The 24,330-nt window shown below is 41.6% G+C and carries 16 protein-coding genes; 9 read left to right on the forward strand and 7 right to left on the reverse strand.

Annotated features, from left to right (window positions below):
* Positions 1–60: 60 nt before the first annotated feature.
* The 3 genes from ACOI22_RS00605 to ACOI22_RS00615 form a co-directional block, all read right to left on the reverse strand.
* A complete protein-coding gene (locus tag ACOI22_RS00605; protein WP_420669159.1) occupies positions 61–3,021 on the reverse strand; it encodes a TonB-dependent receptor in 2,961 nt (986 codons plus the stop codon).
* Between the two features lie 86 nt (positions 3,022–3,107).
* On the reverse strand, positions 3,108–4,070 hold the full coding sequence (locus ACOI22_RS00610) for a FecR family protein (protein WP_420669161.1): 963 nt from the start codon (positions 4,068–4,070) through the stop codon (positions 3,108–3,110).
* A 75-nt stretch (positions 4,071–4,145) separates the two neighbouring features.
* Positions 4,146–4,637: an RNA polymerase sigma factor gene (locus ACOI22_RS00615; protein ID WP_420669163.1), complete on the reverse strand. Its 492-nt coding sequence runs from the start codon at positions 4,635–4,637 to the stop codon at positions 4,146–4,148.
* A gap of 429 nt (positions 4,638–5,066) precedes the next feature.
* Here ACOI22_RS00615 and ACOI22_RS00620 point away from each other — a divergent pair, with 429 nt between their 5' ends.
* From ACOI22_RS00620 to acnA, 5 genes are all read left to right on the forward strand, one after another.
* A complete protein-coding gene (locus ACOI22_RS00620; RefSeq protein ID WP_420669165.1) occupies positions 5,067–5,852 on the forward strand; it encodes a hypothetical protein in 786 nt (261 codons plus the stop codon).
* Positions 5,849–6,352, forward strand: a complete 504-nt coding sequence (locus ACOI22_RS00625) for an NUDIX hydrolase (protein WP_420669167.1) — start codon at positions 5,849–5,851, stop codon at positions 6,350–6,352. Before ACOI22_RS00620 ends, ACOI22_RS00625 begins: the two co-directional genes overlap by 4 nt.
* A gap of 154 nt (positions 6,353–6,506) precedes the next feature.
* The gene (locus ACOI22_RS00630; RefSeq protein WP_420669169.1) at positions 6,507–7,688 is read left to right on the forward strand and encodes an acetate kinase; all 1,182 of its coding nucleotides are present in this window, start codon (positions 6,507–6,509) and stop codon (positions 7,686–7,688) included.
* A gap of 14 nt (positions 7,689–7,702) precedes the next feature.
* Positions 7,703–9,844 carry a phosphate acetyltransferase gene (pta, locus tag ACOI22_RS00635; protein WP_420669171.1) on the forward strand — a complete coding sequence of 714 codons (2,142 nt, stop codon included), beginning with the start codon at positions 7,703–7,705 and terminating at the stop codon, positions 9,842–9,844.
* A gap of 150 nt (positions 9,845–9,994) precedes the next feature.
* The gene (gene acnA, locus ACOI22_RS00640) at positions 9,995–12,721 is read left to right on the forward strand and encodes an aconitate hydratase AcnA (RefSeq protein WP_420669173.1); all 2,727 of its coding nucleotides are present in this window, start codon (positions 9,995–9,997) and stop codon (positions 12,719–12,721) included.
* Between the two features lie 92 nt (positions 12,722–12,813).
* On the opposite strand, the gene ACOI22_RS00645 is transcribed toward acnA, so the two are convergent.
* Entirely contained in the window at positions 12,814–13,923 is a 1,110-nt protein-coding gene (locus tag ACOI22_RS00645; protein WP_420669175.1) for an NADH:flavin oxidoreductase, read from the reverse strand.
* A 201-nt stretch (positions 13,924–14,124) separates the two neighbouring features.
* The gene (locus tag ACOI22_RS00650; RefSeq protein WP_420669177.1) at positions 14,125–14,586 is read right to left on the reverse strand and encodes a hypothetical protein; all 462 of its coding nucleotides are present in this window, start codon (positions 14,584–14,586) and stop codon (positions 14,125–14,127) included.
* A 343-nt stretch (positions 14,587–14,929) separates the two neighbouring features.
* On the opposite strand from ACOI22_RS00650, the gene ACOI22_RS00655 reads away from it, so the two are divergent.
* From ACOI22_RS00655 to ACOI22_RS00670, 4 genes are all read left to right on the forward strand, one after another.
* Positions 14,930–15,544 (forward strand): MarC family protein, encoded by a 615-nt coding sequence (locus tag ACOI22_RS00655; protein WP_420669179.1) that lies wholly within the window; start codon positions 14,930–14,932, stop codon positions 15,542–15,544.
* 147 nt (positions 15,545–15,691) lie between these two features.
* On the forward strand, positions 15,692–17,068 hold the full coding sequence (locus tag ACOI22_RS00660; protein WP_420669181.1) for a TolC family protein: 1,377 nt from the start codon (positions 15,692–15,694) through the stop codon (positions 17,066–17,068).
* A 23-nt stretch (positions 17,069–17,091) separates the two neighbouring features.
* Positions 17,092–18,321, forward strand: coding sequence for an efflux RND transporter periplasmic adaptor subunit (locus ACOI22_RS00665; protein WP_420669183.1), 1,230 nt, complete (start codon positions 17,092–17,094; stop codon positions 18,319–18,321).
* Positions 18,318–21,395 (forward strand): efflux RND transporter permease subunit, encoded by a 3,078-nt coding sequence (locus ACOI22_RS00670; RefSeq protein WP_420669185.1) that lies wholly within the window; start codon positions 18,318–18,320, stop codon positions 21,393–21,395. The genes ACOI22_RS00665 and ACOI22_RS00670 overlap by 4 nt, the downstream gene beginning before the upstream one ends.
* A gap of 53 nt (positions 21,396–21,448) precedes the next feature.
* On the opposite strand, the gene ACOI22_RS00675 is transcribed toward ACOI22_RS00670, so the two are convergent.
* Positions 21,449–21,586 carry a hypothetical protein gene (locus tag ACOI22_RS00675; RefSeq protein ID WP_420669187.1) on the reverse strand — a complete coding sequence of 46 codons (138 nt, stop codon included), beginning with the start codon at positions 21,584–21,586 and terminating at the stop codon, positions 21,449–21,451.
* A 287-nt stretch (positions 21,587–21,873) separates the two neighbouring features.
* Positions 21,874–24,183 (reverse strand): YgiQ family radical SAM protein, encoded by a 2,310-nt coding sequence (locus ACOI22_RS00680; RefSeq protein ID WP_420669189.1) that lies wholly within the window; start codon positions 24,181–24,183, stop codon positions 21,874–21,876.
* Between the last annotated feature and the right edge of the window lie 147 nt (positions 24,184–24,330).

A 24,330-nucleotide genomic window follows, 5' to 3' on the forward strand; every position in this document is an offset into this window, starting at 1 on the left:
AGCGCTTAAAGGCCAGCACTTTTGCTGGCCTTTTTATTATTTCAAATGCTAATTTTGTGTCTAATACTGGTAAGTTAAACCCATATAAAAAGTACGCCCACTCGTAACTGAATTATACGGCCTGTCGGCTGAATCGCTGTATTGCTCTTCTCTTTGGTTCGTTAGGTTTTGTGCTTTTATTTTAAATTGCCAGTTAGGATTAAATTGGTACGAAAAACTCGCATCAAGGTACAAGGTGGCATGAAAACCATTTTCGTCTTCATCTAGTAAAGTTTGGCTGTTAACAGTTTGAATGTATTTGTCGCGATACGTGGCGACCATTCGAGCTGTGAGTAAATCGGTTTCATAATAGAGTGTTACCGAGGCGGTTTGTTTTGATAAATATGGAAACGCTTTGCTAAACAATATCTTACCGCTAAGTTCGTTGTAATAGTTAGTTTTGCCGTTTGTAAATGTATATTGCCCAGCTATTCCAATATTATTCCAAGGAGCGGGTAAATTAGACAATTTGTAAGTCAGCATTGTTTCAATACCATTTAGCGAGGCCGATTCATGATTACTTTTTGTCACAAGCCTAACGATGGTGTTCGATTGTAAATCGTTCTCGGGCCATATATTCGGTAATGCTGTATCACCAAATTCTATTAATTTAGCTCTTGGCGCAACAAAATTAGATATTTTTTTATAAAAAGCTGAAAACGAAAATAGCGTGTTGTCATTAATATAACCTTCTAAGGACACATCCAAATTATTAGCAATGTAAGGGGCTAAAGAGTAGTTAAGACCAAGAACGGTTTGAGTATCTTGTAGGTATACCGGCGGGCTAGATAAGTCTGATAGCAATGGTCTAGCGGTGTTACGAGACGCCCCGGCACGAATCAGCCAATTAGGCTCAAACTCCCACGATACATTCACACTGGGCAGAAGCGTGCTATGTGTTTGATATGGTGTCAAAGTACCTGAGCTTAGGCGGTAAGTAGTATCTACTTGCTCTTGTTGATAACGCAAGCCAAGTTCAGCATCAAGAGTGGCACTTGTCCATGAGAATAGAACAAATGAGGAGTGTTTAGTTTCAGCTGTTTGACTGAAAAGCTGGGTAATATCTTGTGAATTAAGGGATAAGTTAAACGGGTTAATGCCAAAATATTGCATAGCAGTGTTGGTGCTTAACGTTAACCAATTAGCATTTGGATGAGCAAAAAGCGGATTAGCTAAGTGAACGGGTAGGTTATTATCAACGCTAATAATACCCGTTTCATCAGGTTCACCTGCAGGTATTCCATTTGCATATGCCGCCCAGTTGTCTTCCAATAAATCAGCTTGAAACAAACTGGTGCTAGCATTACTAAAATATGTATATTCTATCCCCCACTTACCCGAAAAAGATGGGGAGTAGTTATATGTAAATGCTAATTCTGCATGTTGATAGCGCGTTTGTGCAAAATATTCTTCTAAGTCAATTTCTTGCATCTGCCACATGTCAGCTGATAGCAGGTCATTGTTGTAACGTATATTGGCAAAGAAACGGTCAGGCCGGTAGTCTACTTCAAGGTCACTTTTGCCTTTAGTATAAATTTTATTACTCAAAGGAATATCAAAATCAGACTGTTCAAGGCCCACAACTAGCGTCATATTTAGGCGCTTGTTTATGGCTGTGTGTGCATTTAATACCACTTGGTTGTAATCTGTTTGCGATAACTGCGCCCGGCTTTCAGTGGCTGCTCGGGCATCTTGATACTTGCCGTACACTAATTCATTGGCGGTATTTATTTCAGCATCGAGTACCTGCGTTTCACCAAGTATAATTGGGCTTGATTGATCGCCACGTGGATACAAATGGAATTCTGTTCTGTTTGAGTCTAATAGTGCGTGAAGGGCGTCAAATGTTACAGAAGTATTTTCATCTTTAAATTGCAAAGCAAAGCTTAAGCCTAAACGGCTTTGTGAGCTTCGCCATACGGAATTGCGATTGCCTCGTGGCATTGTTATTTCGCCGCTTGCTAAGCGTGATTGTAGTGTGCTGGGTAACAAGGTCAGAGCACTTGGCGGCAATGCAATTTCACGCCACCTAAAAGTATTAACGCCACGCTCCTCAGCATTTCTTTTGCCATATGAGAGTGATATTAAAGATCCCCAGTTGTCCCACGTGTTTGATATTAAGCCAGTGAAACGATGGGCAAGGGTGTTGGTGTATTGATTAAGGCCAATTTGAGGTGAAAATGTAAAATTAAAGCCAGGTTGATCAAACGGTTTGGTGGTGTTTAGCGCAACGGTACCAGCCAAGCCTCCAGATACTTGATCAGCTGAGTAGGCCTTTAGAACTTGTGCTTGATTAAACAGCTCAGAGGAGAAAATATTAAAATCAAATGATCGATCGCGTTGTTTTTGCTCTCTGCTGTCCATGGGGGAATCGTTATTGGCAAGCACTGGCATACCATTTAAAGTCACTTGAGTGAAATCTGGTAGAGTACCTCGCAACGACAATTGACGGCCTTCGCCGGCCTCACGTGTAATAGTTACCCCTGGTATGGTTTGCAACGACTCTGCAATATTTATATCTGAGTACTCGCCCATATCTTCACTAGCAATAGCATCTGATATTTGTGTTGTACGGTATTTGATATCTCTAGCGCGTTTTAATGCCCCGCGAATGCCCGTTACCACGACTTCATCGATTGCGCGCGTATTGTTATGAGTGTTTATAACATTTCGGGGCTTTATTATGACACCCAGTGATGATATTTCGTAGCTCACCTTAGTACCTTTAAATATAAATGCTAAGGCATTATTTAAGGTGTATTCTCCTTCAATATTTACAATTAGGGAAGATTTAGTAAGTTGGGAACTCACAGAAATAGGGGTGTTGAATAACACTGAAAATTGCTTGGCAACGTCAGCCAATGGCTTATTCTTAAGGTTGATATAACGTGATTCATTTAATGAAGCTGAAAAACTAGCGGCACTAAACAGCACCAATAAAGCAAGCGTCAGTAAATAGGAATACGAAGCTGTTTTGGTCAAAAAGTTTGTTATGCTAAAAAGCTTAGGTTTAGCTTTCAATTTGAGAGGCCTGCAACCGTGTTTGCAATAATTAGTTATGAGTAGTGCTAATTTTTAGCTTGAATAACAATACGCTGTGTTTCATTTACGAACTCAAGTTGATTCGTGTTTGAAATAAGCATAAGTGACTCTTCGGGCCTGTCTAATGCAAATCTACCATTTATCAGCAAACCTGATAAGCGCTCATCAAATACGACCTTCTTATCTAAATAAGCTTGAAATTGAGCAATGACTTCATCAATAGGTGTGTTATCAACCTCTAGCCAGCCTGCGCGCCATAGCGGGAGTATATCGAATGTTTGCTCGCTAACATTCACTATTTTACCCGCCTGCACCTTAATACTATGGCCTTTTGTTAAGGTAACTTTTTTGTCGGCCTTAACGTTAACCGTTCCTTCATACACACTTACCGTTGTATGCTGGGGCGTGCGTTTAACATCAAATGAAGTGCCTAACACCGTTATTTCTGCATTACCCGTGTTAATTATAAAAGGCCTATTTTCGTCGGGCGCTATATCAAAAAATACTTGCCCTTGCTCAAGCACTGCAAATCGTTTGTTTTTCGTTTGCGATACACTTAACGCGCTATTGGCATTTAAGTGTACTTGGCTGCCATCGTCAAGCACGCTTGATTTACGTTCAGCAATAGGTGAGCTTAGTTCTACCTCATATATATGAGAGGTGCTTGCTGTAGTTTGGCGTGGCTCGCTATATTCATTGCCATAAGGCATCAGGATATAAGCCAATATACAAACGAAGGTAAGCGATGCGGCCATTGCCACTGACACGTGTTTTTTTCTAGTTTGCTCTAAGCATACAACCGTGGAGTCACTTGATTGTTGCAAAGCATCAGATAAAGCATCTGAGTTTAACAAACCTTGCATTTTCTTATATGCAGCCATGTGCTCAGGATTTGCTAGCCAAGCGTTAAGTTCAGATTTTTCTGCGCTTGTGAGTTCATCTTCTTGATCAAGCCAATTTGCTGCTTGTTCCAGTATATCTGGTTTCATTAGTTCTTCTCTAATGTAAGTCAAAAGCTAATATACTTAAAACGTATATCAAACAAAAAAGGGGACAAAACTGCATTAAAATGTCCAGTCATGCTTGTCTGCGCATTTTGTTAGCTCAATCATAGCGCGATTAATATGCTTTTTAACCGCCTCTACCGATATTTGTAACTCATTAGCAATATCCTCTCTGCTTTTGCCATCAATACGGCGCATCTTAAATACTTTCTTTCTAAGGGCTGGCATGTTGGCTAAGACCTCACCTAAAATTCGAATTTTTTCCTGTTGTAAATATACATCTTCAATACTGGCGCTTTTATCTACAATGGCGTCAAGTTCGTAGTCAGTTTCGGTTTTATGCTTTGACTTCCAATGATCAAACAACACGGTTTTAGATACCGTTAACATGTAGGCTAATGGATTTTGAAGATGCTCAACTTCTCTGCTGCGAAAAGTTCTCAGCATCGTTTCTTGTACAACATCATCGGTCAGTTCATTATTTTGTGTACGCGTTTGTACATATGATCTGAGCTTTGGTATAGAGGCAAAAAATGTAGTTTTTGGTGTCATAATGGTTATCGACTATTAGGCTTCATATGATGAACTATTGCATAGCCACTCACTTTGCATCGGATTTCTTATACTATTTCAAGTATGTGTCAGTTGTATGAAAGTTGTTATACATTGTTTCCTGTTCATACACCCAAGCTCCAAAATCCCATTTAGCAATTTATTGTAATTTAATTTTACCCTTTGCTGATTGATGCTAAGCTCACCATCAATCGTTGTACATATTGAATCAATTCATACGGATAGTGGGTGATATATGCTGTTTAAAGAAAAATTGTTATTGTCAAATTGCGATTCGGTTCGAAAATTAAATACTAACGAGCTTCGAAAACGCTTTCTGACAGGTTTAGTGTTTGGCAAAGGTGTTGTTTTAACGCCCAATACCTTGTCGACAATATTGATTTACACTTATTGTTGAGCCGTAAAAATGTGCTCAAATATTTACAAGAAGAAGGATGTGAAAGTTTTGTAATTAGGGGGTTTAACCTTTATGGCGAACTGTCTTTACCTGATCATTTTGAACGCTTACCTGATGATTACATTGTATCAAGCTTGCCCGGTAGCCCCAAAAAAAGCTCACTTAACAACTTTCAACGTGACCAAATTCTCCATCGCTTAAGCACAACACAAAAAACCTTAAATCAAATATCGCCGATTATTGAAAACATAGAAATCCAAAAGCACTCTTTAAAAAATGAAATAGTGAAAAAAATCGAAAGCGATGATGCGATAGGTACGTATTTTCATTCTGACGGTGAAAGGTTACTGTTTGTTAAGCAGTTAGAAAATGTTGTGTCTCGCTCTCAGTGGTACGAGTTTATTGACAATTATTTTGCAAAAACAAGTAGCCTTGATTCAAATCGGTTTAAGTCAGAAGTGATTGACCCTTCATATAATTCACTATTTGCGATTGAAGGTGAGGGCTTTCTGCAAGATGATATTAAAGTCATCAATAATGTGCCTGAAATTCTGCTTGATTCAAGTGTTGTGTTCAAATCGTTTAGAAATGAAATTCAATATATTGAATATCCCTTAAAAGTATTTGAATTTATTACGAGCTTTGGCAGCGGCGAAATTGCTAAATTTCTTACCGATGAAGCCTTAGGTTATATTGAAGATAAATTTTCAGATAAAGGTGAGAAGTACCTTTCAAGAAAAAATTGGTTTGGCATGTACGACGTAATGAAAAGAAAAATAGGTTTGGAAGTTAAATGAGTATTGAGTATGAAAACCCGTGGTTTAAAATAGTTAAAAACGGTAAATACCATTATTTAAGCGAGAACGGCTCTGATAACGGCGCAGTAATACTGGCGATTGTTGATGAGCAATTTGTATTTGTTAAGGTGTATCGTCCCGCTCATGGTAAAGCATTTATTGAAGCGCCTAGGGGCTATGGTAATAGTGGCGAAACTAGCCAACTATGCGCTATGCGTGAGTTGTTTGAGGAAACCGGCTATTCACTGGATGTTTCTGATCTTAAACCCTTAGGTGTGGTTTGCCCAAACTCAGCTATTCTTTCTTCCACCATTCCTGTGTTTTTGATTGAGGCAGCTCAGCAGCTCCGTCAAGCAGTAAATGACGACGAAGTAAGCGAATTGTGCTTTATTCCTAAAGTCGAAATTCACAATTATGTAGCACAAGGCAAAATAAGCGATGGCATTACACTATCTGCTTTAGGACTTTATTGGGCGAAAAGTTACGCTATTAAAGTATAAAGTATTGGTGTTGCTAAACCACTTAGCAAGCCTGTATTTACGCATGCCAAAATGCTAAGCTCAAAAAACGAGTACTGCTTGCCTGTAATTGCTACAACCTTAGTTTATTAGTAAGCGTATGCCTTAAATTTCAGCCTATTACAAAAGTATATACATGAAAAAAAATGTTGTTGTTTTAAACTGCGGTAGTTCTTCAGTTAAGTTCGCCATTATTGACGCTAAAACCGGCGAAGCAAGTTTAACTGGCTTAGCCGAAAACTTAGGGAATGCCGATTCGTGCATGACGTTTAAAACCCAAGGTAAAAAGCAACAAGGTGATTTGGTAGCAAACGCAAATCATGCACAAGCCTTAAAAGCCATTCAAGATGTTATTGCTAGTACAGGTGAAAAACCTGTTGCGGTAGGGCACCGGGTCGTTCATGGCGGAGAGCGTTTTAAAGAAGCCGCATTGGTTGATAACAGCGTGTTAGCTGCCATAGAAGATTATGCTAGCATGTCGCCCTTGCATAATATGGCTAATTTAAAAGGCATTACTACCGCCCAAGCGGCATATCCAGACTTACCTCACGTTGCTGTATTTGATACCTCTTTCTTTCAACAAGTTCCACAGCGCGCTTACTTATATGCCTTACCTAAAAAGCTATACGAAGAACATGGTATTCGTAGCTATGGGTTTCACGGTACTAGCCACCAGTTTATTTTAGACAGCAGTGCTAGTTTACTAAATAAGCCAGTAAGCGAAACCAGCATCATTAGTGCGCATTTGGGGAACGGTTGCAGCGTAGCAGCAATTGAAAAAGGCATTGCTCATGATACCAGTATGGGGTTTACACCATTAGAAGGCTTAGTGATGGGAACCCGCTGTGGCGACATAGACCCAAGCTTACCCGGCACATTACAAGCCAAATTAGGTAAGTCAGTCAGTGAAATCAATGACCTATTGAATAAACAATCAGGCTTACTGGGTTTATCAGAATTGAGCAATGATTGCAGAACCCTGGAAGAGGCTGCGCAAAATGGCCATGAAGGTGCAAAGCTAGCCTTAGAAGTATTTTGCTACCGCTTAGCAAAATATATTGCGTCATATTTGATTGTAGTGCCGTCGCTGGATGCCATCGTATTTACCGGCGGAATTGGCGAAAATTCGTCGTATATTAGAAGTACTACCATGGCATATTTTGCTCATTTAGGTTTTAGCATTAACAATGATGAAAACTTAGCTAAGCGCTTTGGCACAGGTGGTAATATTGCGCATGAGTGTTCTTCTAAGCCCGTATTTGTAGTTGCCACCAATGAAGAGTGGGTCATTGCTGCCCAAGCCCTTACTTTCGCTTAAGCGCCGGAGAATTTATGTCACGTCGAATTATGTTAATCCCAGTGGGAACCAGTGTAGGTTTAACCACGGTTAGTATGGGATTAGTACGCGCACTTGAAGAACAAGCCATTAAACTCAATTTTTATAAGCCGGTGGCGCAACCGCGCAAAGGCGATACAGGCGTTGAACGCTCAACGGCTATTATTTCCCATCATTGTAGCGTTAAACCTATCCCCGCTTTTACACACTCAGCCGTAGAACGGATGATCAGTAACGACAACATGGACGACTTGTTAGAAGGCATTATTGAACGCTTTGAGCAGTACCAAGAACAAGACGCAGTGACCATTATTGAAGGCTTGGTGACAACGCGGCATCATCCTTATGCTGAGCGATTGAATTTAGAAATAAGCCGAGCTCTTGATGCCGATTTAGTGTTCGTATGCGTTCCTGGCAATGATGACACGGTAGACATTAATCATAGGCTAGAAATAGTGGTAGATGCTTATGGCGGCCACAAAAGTAAAAAAGTGGTTGGCTGTATTTTTAATAAAGTCAACGCGCCATTTGATGAACATGGCCAACTTAGCATAGATATAGCTGATGGCGAGGTGCCTCAATTAGATGAAGAAAGGTTAGCAGCGCTAAGCGCTTTACCTATTTTTAAGAAACACCTTAAGATGTTGGGCTGTATTACTTGGAATCCTGAATTGGTGTCACCACGCGTCATTGATATCGCTAAGCATTTAAATGCACATATTGTAAATGAAGGTGATATTGAGCAGCGGCGCTTAAGAAGCGTGACCTTATGTGCACGCGAAATTCACAACATGACACACACCTTAAAACCTGGCGCTTTGCTGGTGTTTTCGGGCGACAGAAGTGATGTGTTTGTTTCAAGCTGTTTAGCTGCGTTAAATGGCACAAAATTGGGCGCATTATTACTCACTGGCGGCAACATGCCTGATGAAAATATTCAGCGTTTAGGTAGCCAAGCAATGGAAACCGGCTTGCCAGTAATGTTGGTAAATACTAATACATGGCAAACCGCTCAAAAACTGCATGCGTTTAATCAAGAAGTGCCGGTTGATGACAGCCAGCGCATAGAAAAATTGATGGCTCATGGTGCTGAAAATATTAATGTAGATTGGCTTTCATCACTGACTAAAAAAGTGACTCGCCAGCAAAAATTTTCGCCATCAGCCTTTAGGTTTGCGTTAACCACACGCGCACGTGAAGCCAACAAGCGTATTGTATTACCCGAGGGCAATGAGCCTAGAACGGTTGTTGCGGCATCAATTTGTGCTAAACGCGGGATTGCCCATCCGGTTTTACTTGGTAACAAAGATGAAATACTAAGAGTAGCGCAGCAGCAAGGTGTAGAATTAGGTGAAAACGTTGAAATTGTAGAGCCTAGTGATGTAAAAGAACAATACGTGGCTGAACTTGTTTCTCTGCGAGGCCATAAGGGCGTAAGTGAAGTTATTGCGCGGGAATTACTGGATGACAAAGTCACCTTAGGCACAATGATGCTTAAACAAGGTGATGTAGATGGCTTGGTGTCGGGGGCTGTAAATACCACTGCCAATACTATTCGCCCAGCATTGCAGTTAATCAAAACCGCAGAAAATGCGTCTTTGGTTTCTTCTGTATTTTTTATGTTATTGCCTGATCAAGTATTAGTTTATGGTGACTGTGCTATAAACCCTGATCCTAACGCTCAAGAACTTGCTGATATTGCCATTCAATCAGCCAATTCAGCTAAAATGTTTGGCATTGAGCCGCGTGTAGCGATGATTAGTTATTCTACAGGTACATCAGGCGCGGGCAGTGACGTTGAAAAGGTGCGTGAAGCCACAAAGATTGCGCAAAAGCTACGCCCCGATTTATTAATTGATGGGCCCTTACAATATGATGCTGCCGCCATTGAAAGTGTGGGGCGAAGCAAGGCGCCTGATAGCCCCGTTGCGGGCAAAGCCAATGTATTTGTATTTCCTGACTTAAACACAGGAAATACTACTTACAAAGCGGTTCAACGTAGCTTTGATTTGGTTTGTATTGGCCCTATGCTGCAAGGTATGCGCAAGCCGGTTAATGATTTAAGCCGCGGTGCATTGGTAGATGACATAGTGTATACCATTGCATTAACCGCTATTCAGGCTAAGCAAAGCGAATAAGTTTTATCAAAATATGTGATCTTGATTGTAATTTTTACTTTACAAAATAGAAGTCATTAGGTGAAAGTCTAATATGACGTAATTCAACACGCCAGAAGCGTGAGCTTGAGCACCACTGCCGCTCAGCGCTTACAACACAAGGAGTATAGAATGAGTCAAAACAGCTTTGATACAAAACGTGATTTAGAGGTAAACGGAACAAGCTTTACCATTTACGACATTACTCGTTTACCCAATCAGGATGCTATTTCAAAACTTCCCTACAGCATGAAAATACTGCTGGAAAATTTACTACGCAACGAAGATGGCCACCATGTAGATAATGGTGATATTCAAGCTTTGTGTGATTGGGACGCAAGCATAAAATCTGAGCAACAGGTTGCCTTTACCCCAGCCAGAGTGGTGCTTCAAGATTTTACAGGTGTACCTGCCATTGTTGATTTAGCTGCCATGCGCGATGCTATGATCAAACTAGACGGCGATGCCGAACAAATTAACCCTTTAGTGCCTGTAGATTTGGTCATTGACCATTCTGTTATGGTCGATTTCTTTGGTACTGAAGACGCGCTAGGTAAGAATACTGCTATTGAGTTTGAGCGCAATGAAGAGCGCTATAAATTTCTACGCTGGGGCCAAAAAGCATTTTCTAACTTTAGAGTGGTTCCACCAGGCACGGGCATTGTGCATCAAGTCAATCTAGAATATTTAGCCCATGTGGTCATGACCAAAGAGAAAGGCGACACCCAAGAACTAGTGCCCGATACGCTTGTGGGAACCGACTCACACACAACCATGATAAACGGCCTTGGCGTACTGGGTTGGGGCGTAGGCGGGATAGAAGCCGAAGCGGCCATGTTAGGGCAACCTATTAGCATGCTTTTACCTGAGGTAGTGGGCTTTGAACTAAAAGGCGCTTTAAATGAGGGCGCAACAGCGACTGACTTAGTGCTAACCGTGACTAAGATGCTGCGTGAAAAAGGCGTGGTAGGAAAGTTTGTTGAATTTTATGGTGACGGACTTGCCAATCTTCCCTTAGCTGACCGAGCCACCATAGCGAACATGGCGCCTGAGTATGGTGCTACGTGCGGCATATTTCCTATTGATGATGAAACATTAAATTATATGCGCCTGAGTGGCCGCGACGCGGCGCAGATTGATATAGTTGAATCTTACGCTAAGGCGCAAGGTATTTGGCGAGAAGACGGAGAGGCTCCGGCCACTTATACCGATACTCTACAACTTGATTTATCTGATGTGGTGCCCAGCATTGCCGGGCCTAAACGCCCGCAAGATAAAATTGCGTTAAGTGATGCCAAGAAATCATTTTATGATTTAATGGAGTTACAAGGTGTTGAGCTTAATAACGAAATGCTAAGCCGTTTTGCCGATGAAGGTGGCTCAACCGCTATTGGCGCTGAACCACCTAAGGGCGCCGTTGAAATTAATATTAATGGCGAAAGCCATCATTTACAGCATGGTGATGTGGTGATAGCGGCTATTACATCGTGTACGAATACATCAAATCCGGCGGTAATGATTGCTGCTGGCTTAGTGGCACAAAAAGCCAAACAAAAGGGCTTAAGCGTGAAGCCTTGGGTGAAAACATCCTTAGCGCCAGGTTCACAAGTGGTGCCAGCTTATTTAGAAAAAGCGGGATTACTTGATGATTTAGCTGACTTAGGCTTTGATGTAGTAGGTTTCGGTTGTACTACCTGCATAGGTAATTCTGGCCCTTTACCCGATGTGGTTAGTGGAGCAATAAAAGAAGGAAAGCTCACCGCTTGCTCGGTGTTGTCAGGCAATCGAAATTTTGAAGGGCGCATACATCAAGATACCCGCGCTAACTACTTAGCATCACCGCCATTGGTAGTGGCTTATGCTTTGGCCGGCACTATGGCGAAAGATTTAAGCAAAGAGCCGCTAGGGCACACAAGTGATGGCAAACCTGTATTTTTAGATGACATTTGGCCAAGTGCTAAAGAGGTTAGTGACTTAATAGCAAGTTCACTTTCAGCTGAAATGTATCAAAGTAAATACCAAGATGTATTTGAAGGCACTAAGCAGTGGCAAGAGTTGCCTGTGCCAGAAGGTAAAAGTTATAGCTGGCCTGACTCAACATATGTTAAAAACCCACCGTTTTTTAGCAATATTACGCGCGATGTGGCCGATTTACCCAGTATTAAGAATGCCCGTTGCTTGGTGAAAGTGGGCGACTCAATTACCACTGACCATATTTCACCAGCAGGCGCTATTCAAGCCGACAGCACAGTAGGACTGTATTTACAAAAGCAAGGCGTTAAGGTGAGTGACTTTAATAGTTTGGGTTCAAGGCGTGGCAATCATGAAGTGATGATGCGTGGTACCTTCGCCAATACACGGCTAAGAAACCAATTAGCTCCCAACACAGAAGGCGGGTTTACGCGCTGTTTTATAGACGATGAAGTAACCAGTATTTATGATGCGGCTATGCGCTATCAAGAACAGAAAACCCCCTTAATTGTGTTAGCGGGTAAAGAGTACGGTACTGGTTCAAGCCGAGATTGGGCCGCTAAAGGAACTAAATTACTGGGCATTGAAGTGGTAATTGCACAAAGTTACGAACGTATACATCGTTCAAACTTAGTGGGCTTTGGTGTATTGCCGCTGCAATTCAAACAGGGTGATAGTGCTGACAGCCTTGGCTTGGATGGTACAGAAACATTTAGTTTCAGTGCGTTAAATAACAAGCCTGACACGCTAAGTGTTGAGGCGCTAAGCACTGGGGGGGAAAGTACATCATTTGAGGTAGATGTTAGAGTAGATACCGAGAGTGAATGGGATTACTACCAGCATGGTGGCATATTGCATTATGTGCTTCGCAATTTAGCCACGAGTTGAGTGTGAATTAGTAGATGAAAAAAGCCCTGTCGCAAAGTGTACTCTGCGGCAGGGCTTAAGCTTTATACCAAAAGGCTTCTTACAGCAACGCGCTATACTAATTTAGCAAGATGCGCTTTATCAAAGGCTTCAAGTTTTTCAAAATTACCCGCTTGTACTTGTTTCACCCAATCAGGATTAGAAATAAGCGCACGGCCAACAGCTACTAAATCAAACTCTTCATCATTAATTCGTTCAATTAAGTTATCAAGGTTTTCAGTTTCAGCATCTTTGAAATTACTGGTGCCGTCTTCTGGCAAGAAGTCTTGGCTTAAACCTACACTTCCTACGGTAATCGCTGGCTTATTCGTTAGCTTCTTCACCCAACCGGCAAGATTTAAATCACTGCCTTCAAACTCTGGCTCCCAGAAACGGCGCTGTGAACAGTGGAAAATGTCAACGCCTGCATCTGAAAGGGCTTGTACGAATGGCGCTAATTCTTCTGGCGTATTGACCAATTTCGCAGTGTAATCTTGTTGTTTCCATTGTGACCAGCGGAATATAATAGGGAAATCAGGGCCCACTGCAGCGCGCACCGCTTCAATAATTTCAATGGCGAAACGTGAACGCCCAGCTAAGTCACCGCCGTATTCGTCGGTACGCTGATTTGTACCTTCCCAGAAGAACTGATCAATCAAGTATCCGTGAGCACCGTGTAATTCAATTGCATCAAAACCAATGTTTTTAGAGTCTAAGGCAGCTTGAGCAAAGGCATCTACTACTTCTTTGATGTCTTCTTTTGTCATTTCGTGGCCGGTCACTTTGCCTGGAATAGCCATACCTGATGGACCATAGCCTGGGGTATCACCGCCTGGCTCTATACCGGGTTTACGAATGGCACCTACATGCCACAACTGTGGGGCAATTTTTCCACCCGCCGCGTGAACAGCATCTACTACCTTCTTCCAGCCGGCTAACGGTTTTTCGCCGGCAATGAACGGCACGTTGTCATAACCTGACGCAGCTTTGTGGCCAATACACGTGCCTTCGGTAATTATAAGGCCAACATCACCCTCAGCACGGCGTTTGTAATATTCTATATTTAAGTCGTTAGGAACATTGCCTGGGGAGTAGGTGCGCGTCATTGGTGCCATAACAATTCTATTTTTAAGGCTAAGATTGCCTAATGTTACGGGGGTAAATAAGTTATCGAGGTTTTCCATAAACTACCTTGTTTGAATTCATTAAAAGAACACAGCTGATATGTAGACAAACATGGAAAAACACAAGTATGGGAGCAATTAAAGATAGTGATAATAAAGTATAAGTCAGAACGAGGTGGGCGCTTATTGGATATAAAAAGCGATACTCAAGCAAGTATCGCTTTGACTAAATAACACGTAGCAAAAATGTTAGCGCGTTATTTATGCGGTTACGTTTATCAAAGATTGCCCTTCAGACAAACCGAACTTTTCGGCCAATGATGCCGTTAAGCTTGAGCTACTAGTACTGCTACTATCAGACAATTCGTCAAGGTAATCAACAATTGACGATAAGTCGAAATCGCTGCTAGCTGAAGAATCACTTGGTGGCGGAGGGGGTTGACCGCCTTGGCCGCCTTTACCTACACCGGCTAAGTCACCAATTTCTTTGGCATCAAAGCCCGATTCGGCCAGTGCATCTTGAAAAGCAACATTTGGACTAATGCCTGCTTCGGCAAACGCTTCAACAATACTAGTTGCATCTGATTCTGATAAATTATCAGCATCGTAATTCGCGAGTGTTTCGGAAATTAAAGATGCTTGATCTTCACTTAAACTTGCACTGCTATTTGCATTTGGAGGAGGGGGTGGTCTAAAGCTCCCGCCGCTGATTGAATCAATCATAAGTGTATCCTTAGGTTTAGGTTTAAATAAGTAACATCACGTGCAAGGTATTACGGTCTCTTCCTCGTAAATCCTATTTACACCTCATTCCTATCACCATTACACATTGTTAGCATATCAAATAATGTACAAAGTAAATGTGGAGAACTTGCGCAATTTATGCACGCTTTATTACAGCTTTCGCACTTTTAATCACTAAAAGTGAATTGCATCGTTCGATAATGGGGATGTATGGTGGTGCAAAACAAATGTGTGCGAAAGAGTGATGTATATTGCGCGTAAAATTGCTACTCTTTATAGTGCCTAGCCAAGAGTTTACTGCCTATTAAGGAATATTGCCTGAATGATAGACTACGTTGCCGTTTTCATTACCTTTTTCGCTGTAATTGACCCTATTGGAACCATTCCAGTCTTTATAGCAGTGACCGAGCAATTTGATGCTAAAACAAGGCGTCGCGTTGCACTTATTGCCACCATAACATCCGCGTTTATTTTATTGTTTTTCTTAGTAGTGGGTGAAATAGTACTAAATGCGCTGTCTATTCCATTACCGGCATTTCAAATCTCTGGCGGTATAGTGTTATTTTTGTTTGCCCTTAATATGATTTTTGGGGACAGTAAGCCAGATGAAGAAATACGAATGCTGCAAAACTCCCACCGAGAAACGGCTATCTTTCCTTTAGCCGTTCCGTCAATTGCAAGCCCAGGCGCCATGTTAGCAGCTGTGTTATTAACTAAAAACTCTGTATTTACCATATGGGAACAGGCGCAAACCGCCATGGTGATGATAGGCGTGTTGTTATTAGCCTATATATTGATGCTACTTGCGGGGCTTATTAATAAAGTGGTGGGTAGTAGCGGTGCCAGCGTAATAAGCCGAGTGATGGGGCTAATACTTTCTGCGGTTGCCACGACTAATATTTTGGCTGGCTTAGCCGAGTTTTACGCAGTACATTAATCGTCAGTTAGACGCGTTAGTCACGTTAAAGAATACCGTGCTTGATGAACCACCAGCGCTTTGATTTTGCTTGTGTAAAGTTTGTGTAAAAGCAGTTTCACTCACCAACAAAAACAGTATACTTTCGTCTTAACTTTTGGAGACATCGTGCGCCGTTTAACCTACTTATTTTTATGGGCAAGTTTAAGTGCCTGCCAAGCTACGTATCAAGCAAGTGAGCCGGAAATCTTAGACGATATACCTGCTCAATGGGCCAATAGCAGTAATAATCCTTCAGAATTACTGAGTATTGATGATTGGTATTCTGCCTATTTAAGTTCCGAGCAAAGCGGTAATTTAACTGAATTAATTGCCCAAGCCCTTGCCCACAATATCAGTATTCAAAAACAAGCTTTATCAGTTAGCGCACAAGAAAAAGCGTTAAATAACGCCCAAGCGGAGCTATGGCCTAGTCTATCTCTTGATTTTTCAAGTAGCCGGCAACAAGGAAGTAGTGCACTTTCGAGTTCTCAATCTCTTGATTTATCAGCCAGTTATGAGTTAGATATTTGGGGTAAATTAAAGTCTCAAGAAAAAGTAGAAGCCTTTACGTATTTGTCGACACAAGCTGAGTTAGAAAAAACAAAACAAAGCGTTGTGGCGCAGGTTATTACTTTGTACATACAAACTATTGAAGCTAAGCAATTGTACGAGCTGTTTAATGAGCGCGCTAAAAATTCTCAGCAAAACTTAGATATTATTGATACCGGATACAAACAAGGCCTAAATAGTGCCTTAGACGTGTATTTAGCGCGAAACGAGTTAAATTCGGATTTAGCTACCGTTTCTCAACAACTTAATTTACAACAACAGTTAATTCGCCAGCTTGAAAACCTTATTGGGTTTTATCCCAAAGGCGCGTTAGCTTTTAGTGGCAGCATCCCTTATTTAAATGATTCTGTATATTTAGGCTTGCCATCGCAGCTCACCAAACATAATCCGTCGCTTAAGCTTGAATGGCTTGAATTGCTTGCTGCAAACGAACAAATTGCTGTTGCTCACAAGTTACGTTTTCCAAGTGCACAAATAAACGCGTCTATTGGGAAGGCGTCAGAAGACTTAAGTGACTTGTTATCGTCTGACACAGTTTGGTCATTAGTTGGCAGTATTGTTACCCCAATTTTTAATGCGGGTAAGCTAAAAAATAACGTAGAAATAGCCAAGTTAAGTGCACAACAATTTGAGCTAGATTACTTAAATGAACTACGCGCTACTTTTTTAGCCGTTGAAAATGCCTTATTTCAAGAAAAAAGCCTCACCGAGCGATACGAATATCAACGTGAAGCCAGAGCCAATGCACTTGCAGCACAAGAGCTATCATTTGAGCAATATCAAAAAGGTTTAGTCACCTACACCACGGTTCTTGAAGCACAAACGCGCGCGGTAGATGCACAAAGTTCGCTGATACAAATCACGAGCAGTCTTTTTACTAATAGAATTGAGTTGCAAGTAGCGTTAGGCAGCGCTTTGCACAATCTTAACTAATTTCAGGCAGAGTTAACAAATATATGAATAAAGCAAAAAAACTACTGATCCCCTTGTGTGTTGTGTTGGTCAGTGCAGCAATAGTTTACTTTGTAACATCTAATCCTCCTGAAGCAAGGCGCGGAAAACCCAGCAATGCAGCACAAGTATTAGTAGAAGTGCAGGAAATAAGACCCCAAACCTACGATGTTGTGCTAAATAGTTTTGGTGTGGTAGCGCCAAGAACCCAAAGTGACTTAGTGGCTCAAGTAAGTGGGCAAATAGTCAAAGTAGCCGATGAATTTCGCGACGGTGGCTTTTTCGAAAAAGGCGACCCACTGGTTTGGATAGACGAACGAGACTACATCGCGCAAGAAAAAATAGCGCAAGCAAATGTGTTATCAGCCCAACAAACTTTACTAGAAGAACAAGCGCGCTCTGAGCAAGCTTTGATTGATTGGAAGCGCCTTGGAAATGGTGAAACACCTAATGCACTAGTATTGCGAGAGCCACAACTTGAAGCAGCAAAGGCCAGCTTGTTGTCAGCTCAAGCTCAATTAGAACAAGCACAATTAGCCGTTGAACGTGCCACTATTCGAGCGCCCTATGACGGTCGTATTTTGGTGACCGAAGCAGACCTAGGCCAATACATTAACTCAAACACAACCGTGGCAAGTATTTATGCAATTGATTTAATAGAAGTTAGATTACCTATAAATAATGCCGATTTAGCCCTAATTGACTTACCTCGAGAATACCGTAACAAGCTCTCACTCAGCACTGATTCAAAGGTACATCTTCGTTCAGATGCAGTAGGCAAACAACATTGGCTGGCAAAGTTGGTTCGTACCGAAGGTGCTATTGATGCTAGCACGCAACAACTATACGTAGTGGCACAAATTGATGATCCTTACAGTCAAAAAAACAAAGACATGGTGCCTATCAAAATAGGCCAGTACGTTAATGCGCAATTAAGTGGTAAGCGCTTAAACGACGCCATTGTCGTCCCTAATACTTCCATTTACCAAGGCAGTTACGTTTATACGGTAAAAGACAATATATTGATGCGTAAAGACATTAGTATTTTATGGCAAAACGGAACTGAGGCTATTATTAGCAGTGGTTTAGAATTTGGTGAGTCACTCGTATTAACACCTATGGGGCAGGTAAGCTCGGGCACGCGTGTTAAGGTGTTAGAACCAACTAGCGGTAATAAACCTCGCGCTAAAGATAATATTAAAAAGCCTAAAGGCGACAAGAGGCCTTCAAGATGATCGCATGGTTTACTCGTAACTCGGTTGCAGCCAATTTATTGATGATCAGTATTCTAATGGGAGGCTTATTTAGCTTAACTACGCAAATCCCATTAGAAGTGTTTCCAACCTTCGAATCAGAGCGTATTTCGGTTAGTGTTAGTTTACGTGGAAGTGCGCCTGAAGATGTAGAGCAGGGTGTTACGGTTCGTATTGAAGAATCAGTACAAGATTTAGAAGGCATAAAGCAGATAACTAGCAGGTCATCTGAAAGCTCTTCGTCAGTCACCATAGAAGTAGAAAGCGGCTATAACGCGCGTGATATTTTAGCCGACGTGAAAAGCCGTGTGGATGCTATTAACACATTCCCTGCTGATGCCGAAAAGCCAGTTATAGCATTGGCTCAGCGCCGAAGAGAAGTAATGGCCGTTACCATTGCTGCACCCTATAGCGAAAAAGAAATAAAAGAATACGCTGAGCAAGTGCGTGATGAATTGCTGTTAATTGATGGTGTAACGCAAATTGATATGTCGGGTGTACGCGACTACGAAATTACCATTGAGGTAAGCCAATCACAACTTCAAAAGTTTGATTTGAGCATTAGTGAAATTGCCAATCTAATTGATAATGCAAGTGCTGATTTATCAGCGGGTAATTTAAAAACCGTAGGTGGTGACGTATTGATACGCACAAAAGGGCAGGCGTATCACAAAGACGAATTCATTAATATTCCCATTTTAACGAAATCTGATGGTTCAGTCGTACGCTTAAAAGATATTGCTATGATCACCGACGGCTTCGAAGAAACACCGGTGCGCACGCGCTTTAACGGCAAACAAGCCGCGTTTTTAGACGTTTATAGAATTGGCCAGCAAAGTGCAATTGAAGTGGCTGACAAGGTCAAAGAGTACATCATTAACAAGCAATCAACACTTCCTGAAGGGTTTGAGTTGTCATTTTGGGATGATGATTCAGAGATTGTTAAAAGCCGTATTGCTACCTTAACCTCAAATGCGATTCAAGGTGGATTTTTAGTTTTATTGTTATTAACGCTATTTTTGCGTCCCTCAATTGCATTTTTTGTATTTATTGGCATTCCCGTATGCTTTTTAGGTGCATTTATGTTCATGCCAGTTATGGGTGTAACCATTAATATAATGAGCTTATTTGGGTTTATTCTAGTGCTAGGGATTGTGGTAGATGATGCTATTGTCACAGGCGAGAATATTTATACGCATTTGAAAACAGCCACTAGCAGCGAACAAGCCGCAATAAACGGTACACTGGAAGTTGCTACCCCTGTTACCTTTGGTATTTTAACCACTGTTGCTGCATTCTTGCCCTTAGCGTTTATTGACGGAAATAGAGGGCCTATTTTTGCTCAAATTCCATTCGTTGTTATTCCAGTGTTGCTGTTATCATTAGTAGAATCTAAATTTGTGTTACCCGCTCATTTAAAGAATATAAAACTTCGCAGCGACAAAGATAAAACCAATCGTTTTGACGCCTTTCAACAACGTTTTGCTGATGGCTTTGAAAGCGCCATTTTAAAATACTATCAACCTGTTTTGCGAAGAGCCCTGCGAAACAAACTAACCACTTTAAGCTTATTTGTAGGTTTCTTTTTCATTATAAGTGCACTAATTACCAGTGGCTGGACAAAATTTGTATTCTTTCCCCGTATCCCGAGTGAAACGGTTCGTGCAAGCTTAACTATGCCTACAGGCACTCCTTTTGACGTAACCAATTTATACATCACCAGAATGACTGACAAAGCCATTGAACTGCAAGATAAATATGTTGATGACATTACTGGCGAAAAAATTATCACCAACGTATTAGCAACAACCGGTGGTAGAGGCGGTACTTCAAATGTGGGAAGTGTGCGCTTTGAAATTACCCCGCCAGAGAAACGAAGCTCTGATATATCTTCAAGTGAATTAGTCACTGAATGGCGCAAGTTAATTGGGTCTGTTCCAGGTGCTGAACTGCTGACCTTTAGGGCTGAATTAGGCCGTTCATCAGATCCTATTGATATTCAATTAAGTGCTAAATCGTTGACTACGCTAAATCAATTAGCTGATGAGGTAAAAGCGCGATTAGCCACATACCCGAGTGTATTTGAAATTGCTGACAGTTTGTCAGACGGTAAACAGGAACTCAGGATAGAGCTAACCGACGCGGGTAAAGTACTCGGCTTAACGCGAATTGGATTGTCTCAGCAGGTGCGTAATGCCTTTTATGGCTCCCAAGTGCAACGTATTCAGCGCGGTAGTGATGACGTACGTGTAATGGTGCGCTTGCCTTTAGATGAGCGAAGCTCACTCAGTACGCTTAAAGATATCTTAATTGAAACCCCTTCCGGTGACAAAGTGCCGCTATCTCATGTGGCAACATTGCAACCTGATAAGAGCCCAGCCACTATTTATAGGGTTGACCGCTTCAGAACCGTGAGCATTACGGCTGATGTTGATAAAACAAGTACGAATATGACGGTACTGCAAAGTGATATCAACGAGTACCTAGCGAGTTTGATGCAGCAATATCCAGGGGTAAAATATAGTTTAGAAGGCGAAGCTCGTGAGCAACGTGAATCGTTTGGCTCATTGGGATGGGCATTAATATTTGTATTCTTTGTTATTTATTGTTTGTTAGCTATACCATTTAAATCTTATAGCCAACCTATTATTGTTATGAGCGTTATTCCCTTCGGGATGATAGGTGCGGTAGTAGGGCATTGGGTAATGGGAATGGACTTAACAATATTCAGTTTATTAGGCATGCTTGCACTAGTAGGGGTGGTAGTAAATGATTCCCTCGTATTGGTAGACTATATTAATAAAAAACGAGAGCAAGGGATGGCGGTGCTAGATGCAGCAATGACCGCTGGAGCCGCTCGCTTTAGGCCTGTAATGCTAACGTCGCTAACAACGTTTATAGGCTTAATGCCCTTGTTATTCGAAAAATCAACGCAAGCACAATTTTTAATACCAATGGCAATATCATTAGGATTCGGTATTTTGTTTGCTACTTTCATAACCTTGTTGCTTGTACCCGTGAATTACATGCTTCTTTCAAAAATTGTTGATAGGTAACAAAAAAGGCAAACTTTCGTTTGCCTTTTTTTTATTATTTTATTCTTTTAGCCTTACTTGGCTACTTCGTCAGCTCGTACTTTCTTGAGCTTTTTTATGTCAGCACCTAAGATTTTTTCTACTTGCTTTCTTCCGATATAAGCAATGGGTGCATATGGATAATGACGTTTAAATAATTGGGTCAACTTCATAGGGTCTTCCTTTGTAAGATATTCTGTTCTGACTAAGTCAGTTAGAATATGTGGGTGGTGGGATGTAAATTTATGACTACAAATTTACACATGAGGTATAGCTAGAATCAATCAAATTTCGATTTACTTTTATACTTATGTACGTTATACCGCTTTTTTAAGCAGATTGCAAGCTAAAATTCGACCTTAGTATAGTTAATTATGAAATTTTTTGTTTGAAAACCATGCTTTTGCCTGATATTTCATTGATTTACGGGTGTTTATTGTACACCCGCAAGTTTTCAGTGTTAGCGTTTGTTATTAGGTTTATTTCGCCCCTTGCTAGGGCTACCTTTGCGTTTGCCATTTGCAGGCTGGTTGTGTGGTTGATCATCACTGAAGCGAGTCAATGCTTTTTGAGGCTTAGGTCCGTTTTTACTTTTCCCTTTTGCATAGGCTTTGTTTATAGAGCGTTTTGCAAATTCTTTATGGTCACGGCCACGTAGCTCGTCTTTGCTTTCTGCTGGCACTAAACATTTAGGTCCGTTACCTATTAAATAGGGTTTTCCCATCTCAATTAACGCTTTGCGTAGCATGGGCCAATTGGCGGGATCATGATAGCGTAAAAATGCACGATGCAATCGTCTGTGAATTTCACCTTTAGGTACTTCAACTGCTTCACTTTTATGTGTCACTTTATGTATAGGGTTTTTATTAGTGTGATACATAGTGGTGGCGTTAGCCATGGGCGATGGATAGAAGTTTTGTACTTGATCTAACTTGAAGTTTCGCTCTTTCAGCCATAAAGCCAAATTTAGCATGTCTTCGTCTTCTGTACCGGGGTGAGCTGATATAAAGTAAGGAATTAAGAACTGTTCTTTACCCGCTTCCTTCGTATATTTATCAAACATTTCCTTGAAACGATCGTAAGTCCCCATGCCTGGTTTCATCATTTTATCTAAGGGGGCTTTTTCTGTATGCTCAGGCGCTATTTTTAAATATCCGCCCACATGGTGAGTAACCAACTCGCGAACATAATTAGGGTCTTCAATGGCAAGATCGTAGCGAACACCAGAGGCAATCAGTACTTTCTTAACGCCGTCTACCTTCCGTGCCTTTTTGTAAAGCTCTACGGTAGGCGTTTGGTCTGTATCTAAGTGACCACAAATTTGCGGCCATACGCAACTTAAGCGGCGGCAGGCTTGCTCAGCTTTCGCGCTTTTGCAACGCAACTTGTACATGTTGGCTGTTGGGCCGCCCAAATCTGATATTACGCCAGTAAAACCAGGCACTTTATCGCGGATTTCTTCAATTTCACGAATGATAGATTCTTCAGAGCGGCTTTGAATAACACGGCCTTCGTGCTCAGTTATAGAACAGAAGGTACAACCGCCAAAGCAGCCGCGCATAATATTAACCGAGGTTTTAATCATGTCGTAAGCAGGAATTTTAGCCTTGCCATAACTAGGGTGGGGCACTCTTGCGTAAGGCAAATCGAATACTGCGTCCATCTCTTCGGTTTCAAGTGGATAGGCCGGTGGATTGATCCAAATAATTCTATCACCATGGCGCTGCGCTAATGCCCGTGCACAACCAGGGTTGGTTTCTTTGTGCAAAATACGAGAAGTATGCGCGTACAGGGTTTTCTCAGCGCGCACTACGTCATAAGGAGGGAGCAACACATAAGTTTTATCCCATGGCTTGCGGCGCTCTTTTTTAGTGTGTGGTTGAATAACTACGGCTTGCGCTTTTTCAACTTCAATGGCCGACTCTTTGTCAGCTTCACTCGCTATGGCACATTTATCTTCAATATATTCGTAAGGGCTAACTATTGGGTCTATTTTGCCAATAGTATCAATATGGGTAGAGTCAACACCTTGCCAGCCGGGGAGCGGCTCTTTACGAATAACGGCCGTGCCTCTAATATCTTGCATATCGTCTATGCTTTCGCCGTTTGCAAACCTATGTGCCATTTCTAGCAAGGGGCGCTCAGCGTTACCGAACATCAGCATATCGGCTTTTGAGTCAAACAATACGCTTCTGCGGACCTTATCAGACCAATAATCGTAATGTGCTATACGGCGTAAACTGGCTTCAATACCACCAATTACAACCGGTTTTTTATAAGCTTCTTTACAGCGCTGCGTGTATACGGTTACGGCTCTATCGGGGCGCTTACCGCCTTCATTGTTAGGAGTGTAAGCATCATCATGGCGTAGTTTTCTGTCAGCGGTGTAGCGGTTAATCATAGAATCCATGTTGCCAGCGGTAACGCCAAAGAATAAATTGGGTTCGCCAAGCTTCATAAAGTCTTCTTTACTGTGCCAATCAGGCTGCGAAATAATGCCTACTCTAAAGCCTTGTGCCTCAAGTGTGCGGCCAATTACTGCCATGCCAAAGCTTGGGTGATCAACATATGCATCCCCTGTCACAATAATAATGTCACAACTATCCCAGCCTAATTGGTCCATTTCGGCCCTAGACATAGGTAAAAATGGTGCGTAACCAAAACATTCTGCCCAATATTTAGGATAGGAGAAAAGGCCTCTCTCAGCTTTCATGCGAGCAGTGGGCTGAGCGCGTAGGGAAGTAGGATTGGCAGATTTAGTGCGAGGCATGTATTACTCTTGTTGCGTGGCCATTGTAGCGGCATAAATTATGGCTTCATTTTACCAGAATTCGTACAGATTTAAATTTATATTGTGCTAAGGTTAAATTTGTAACGCAAACGGTATGGTTTATGCTTTACATATTTTTCAATAAAT

The sequence above is a fragment of the Glaciecola sp. 2405UD65-10 genome (assembly GCF_048820975.1).
Classification (GTDB): domain Bacteria; phylum Pseudomonadota; class Gammaproteobacteria; order Enterobacterales; family Alteromonadaceae; genus Glaciecola.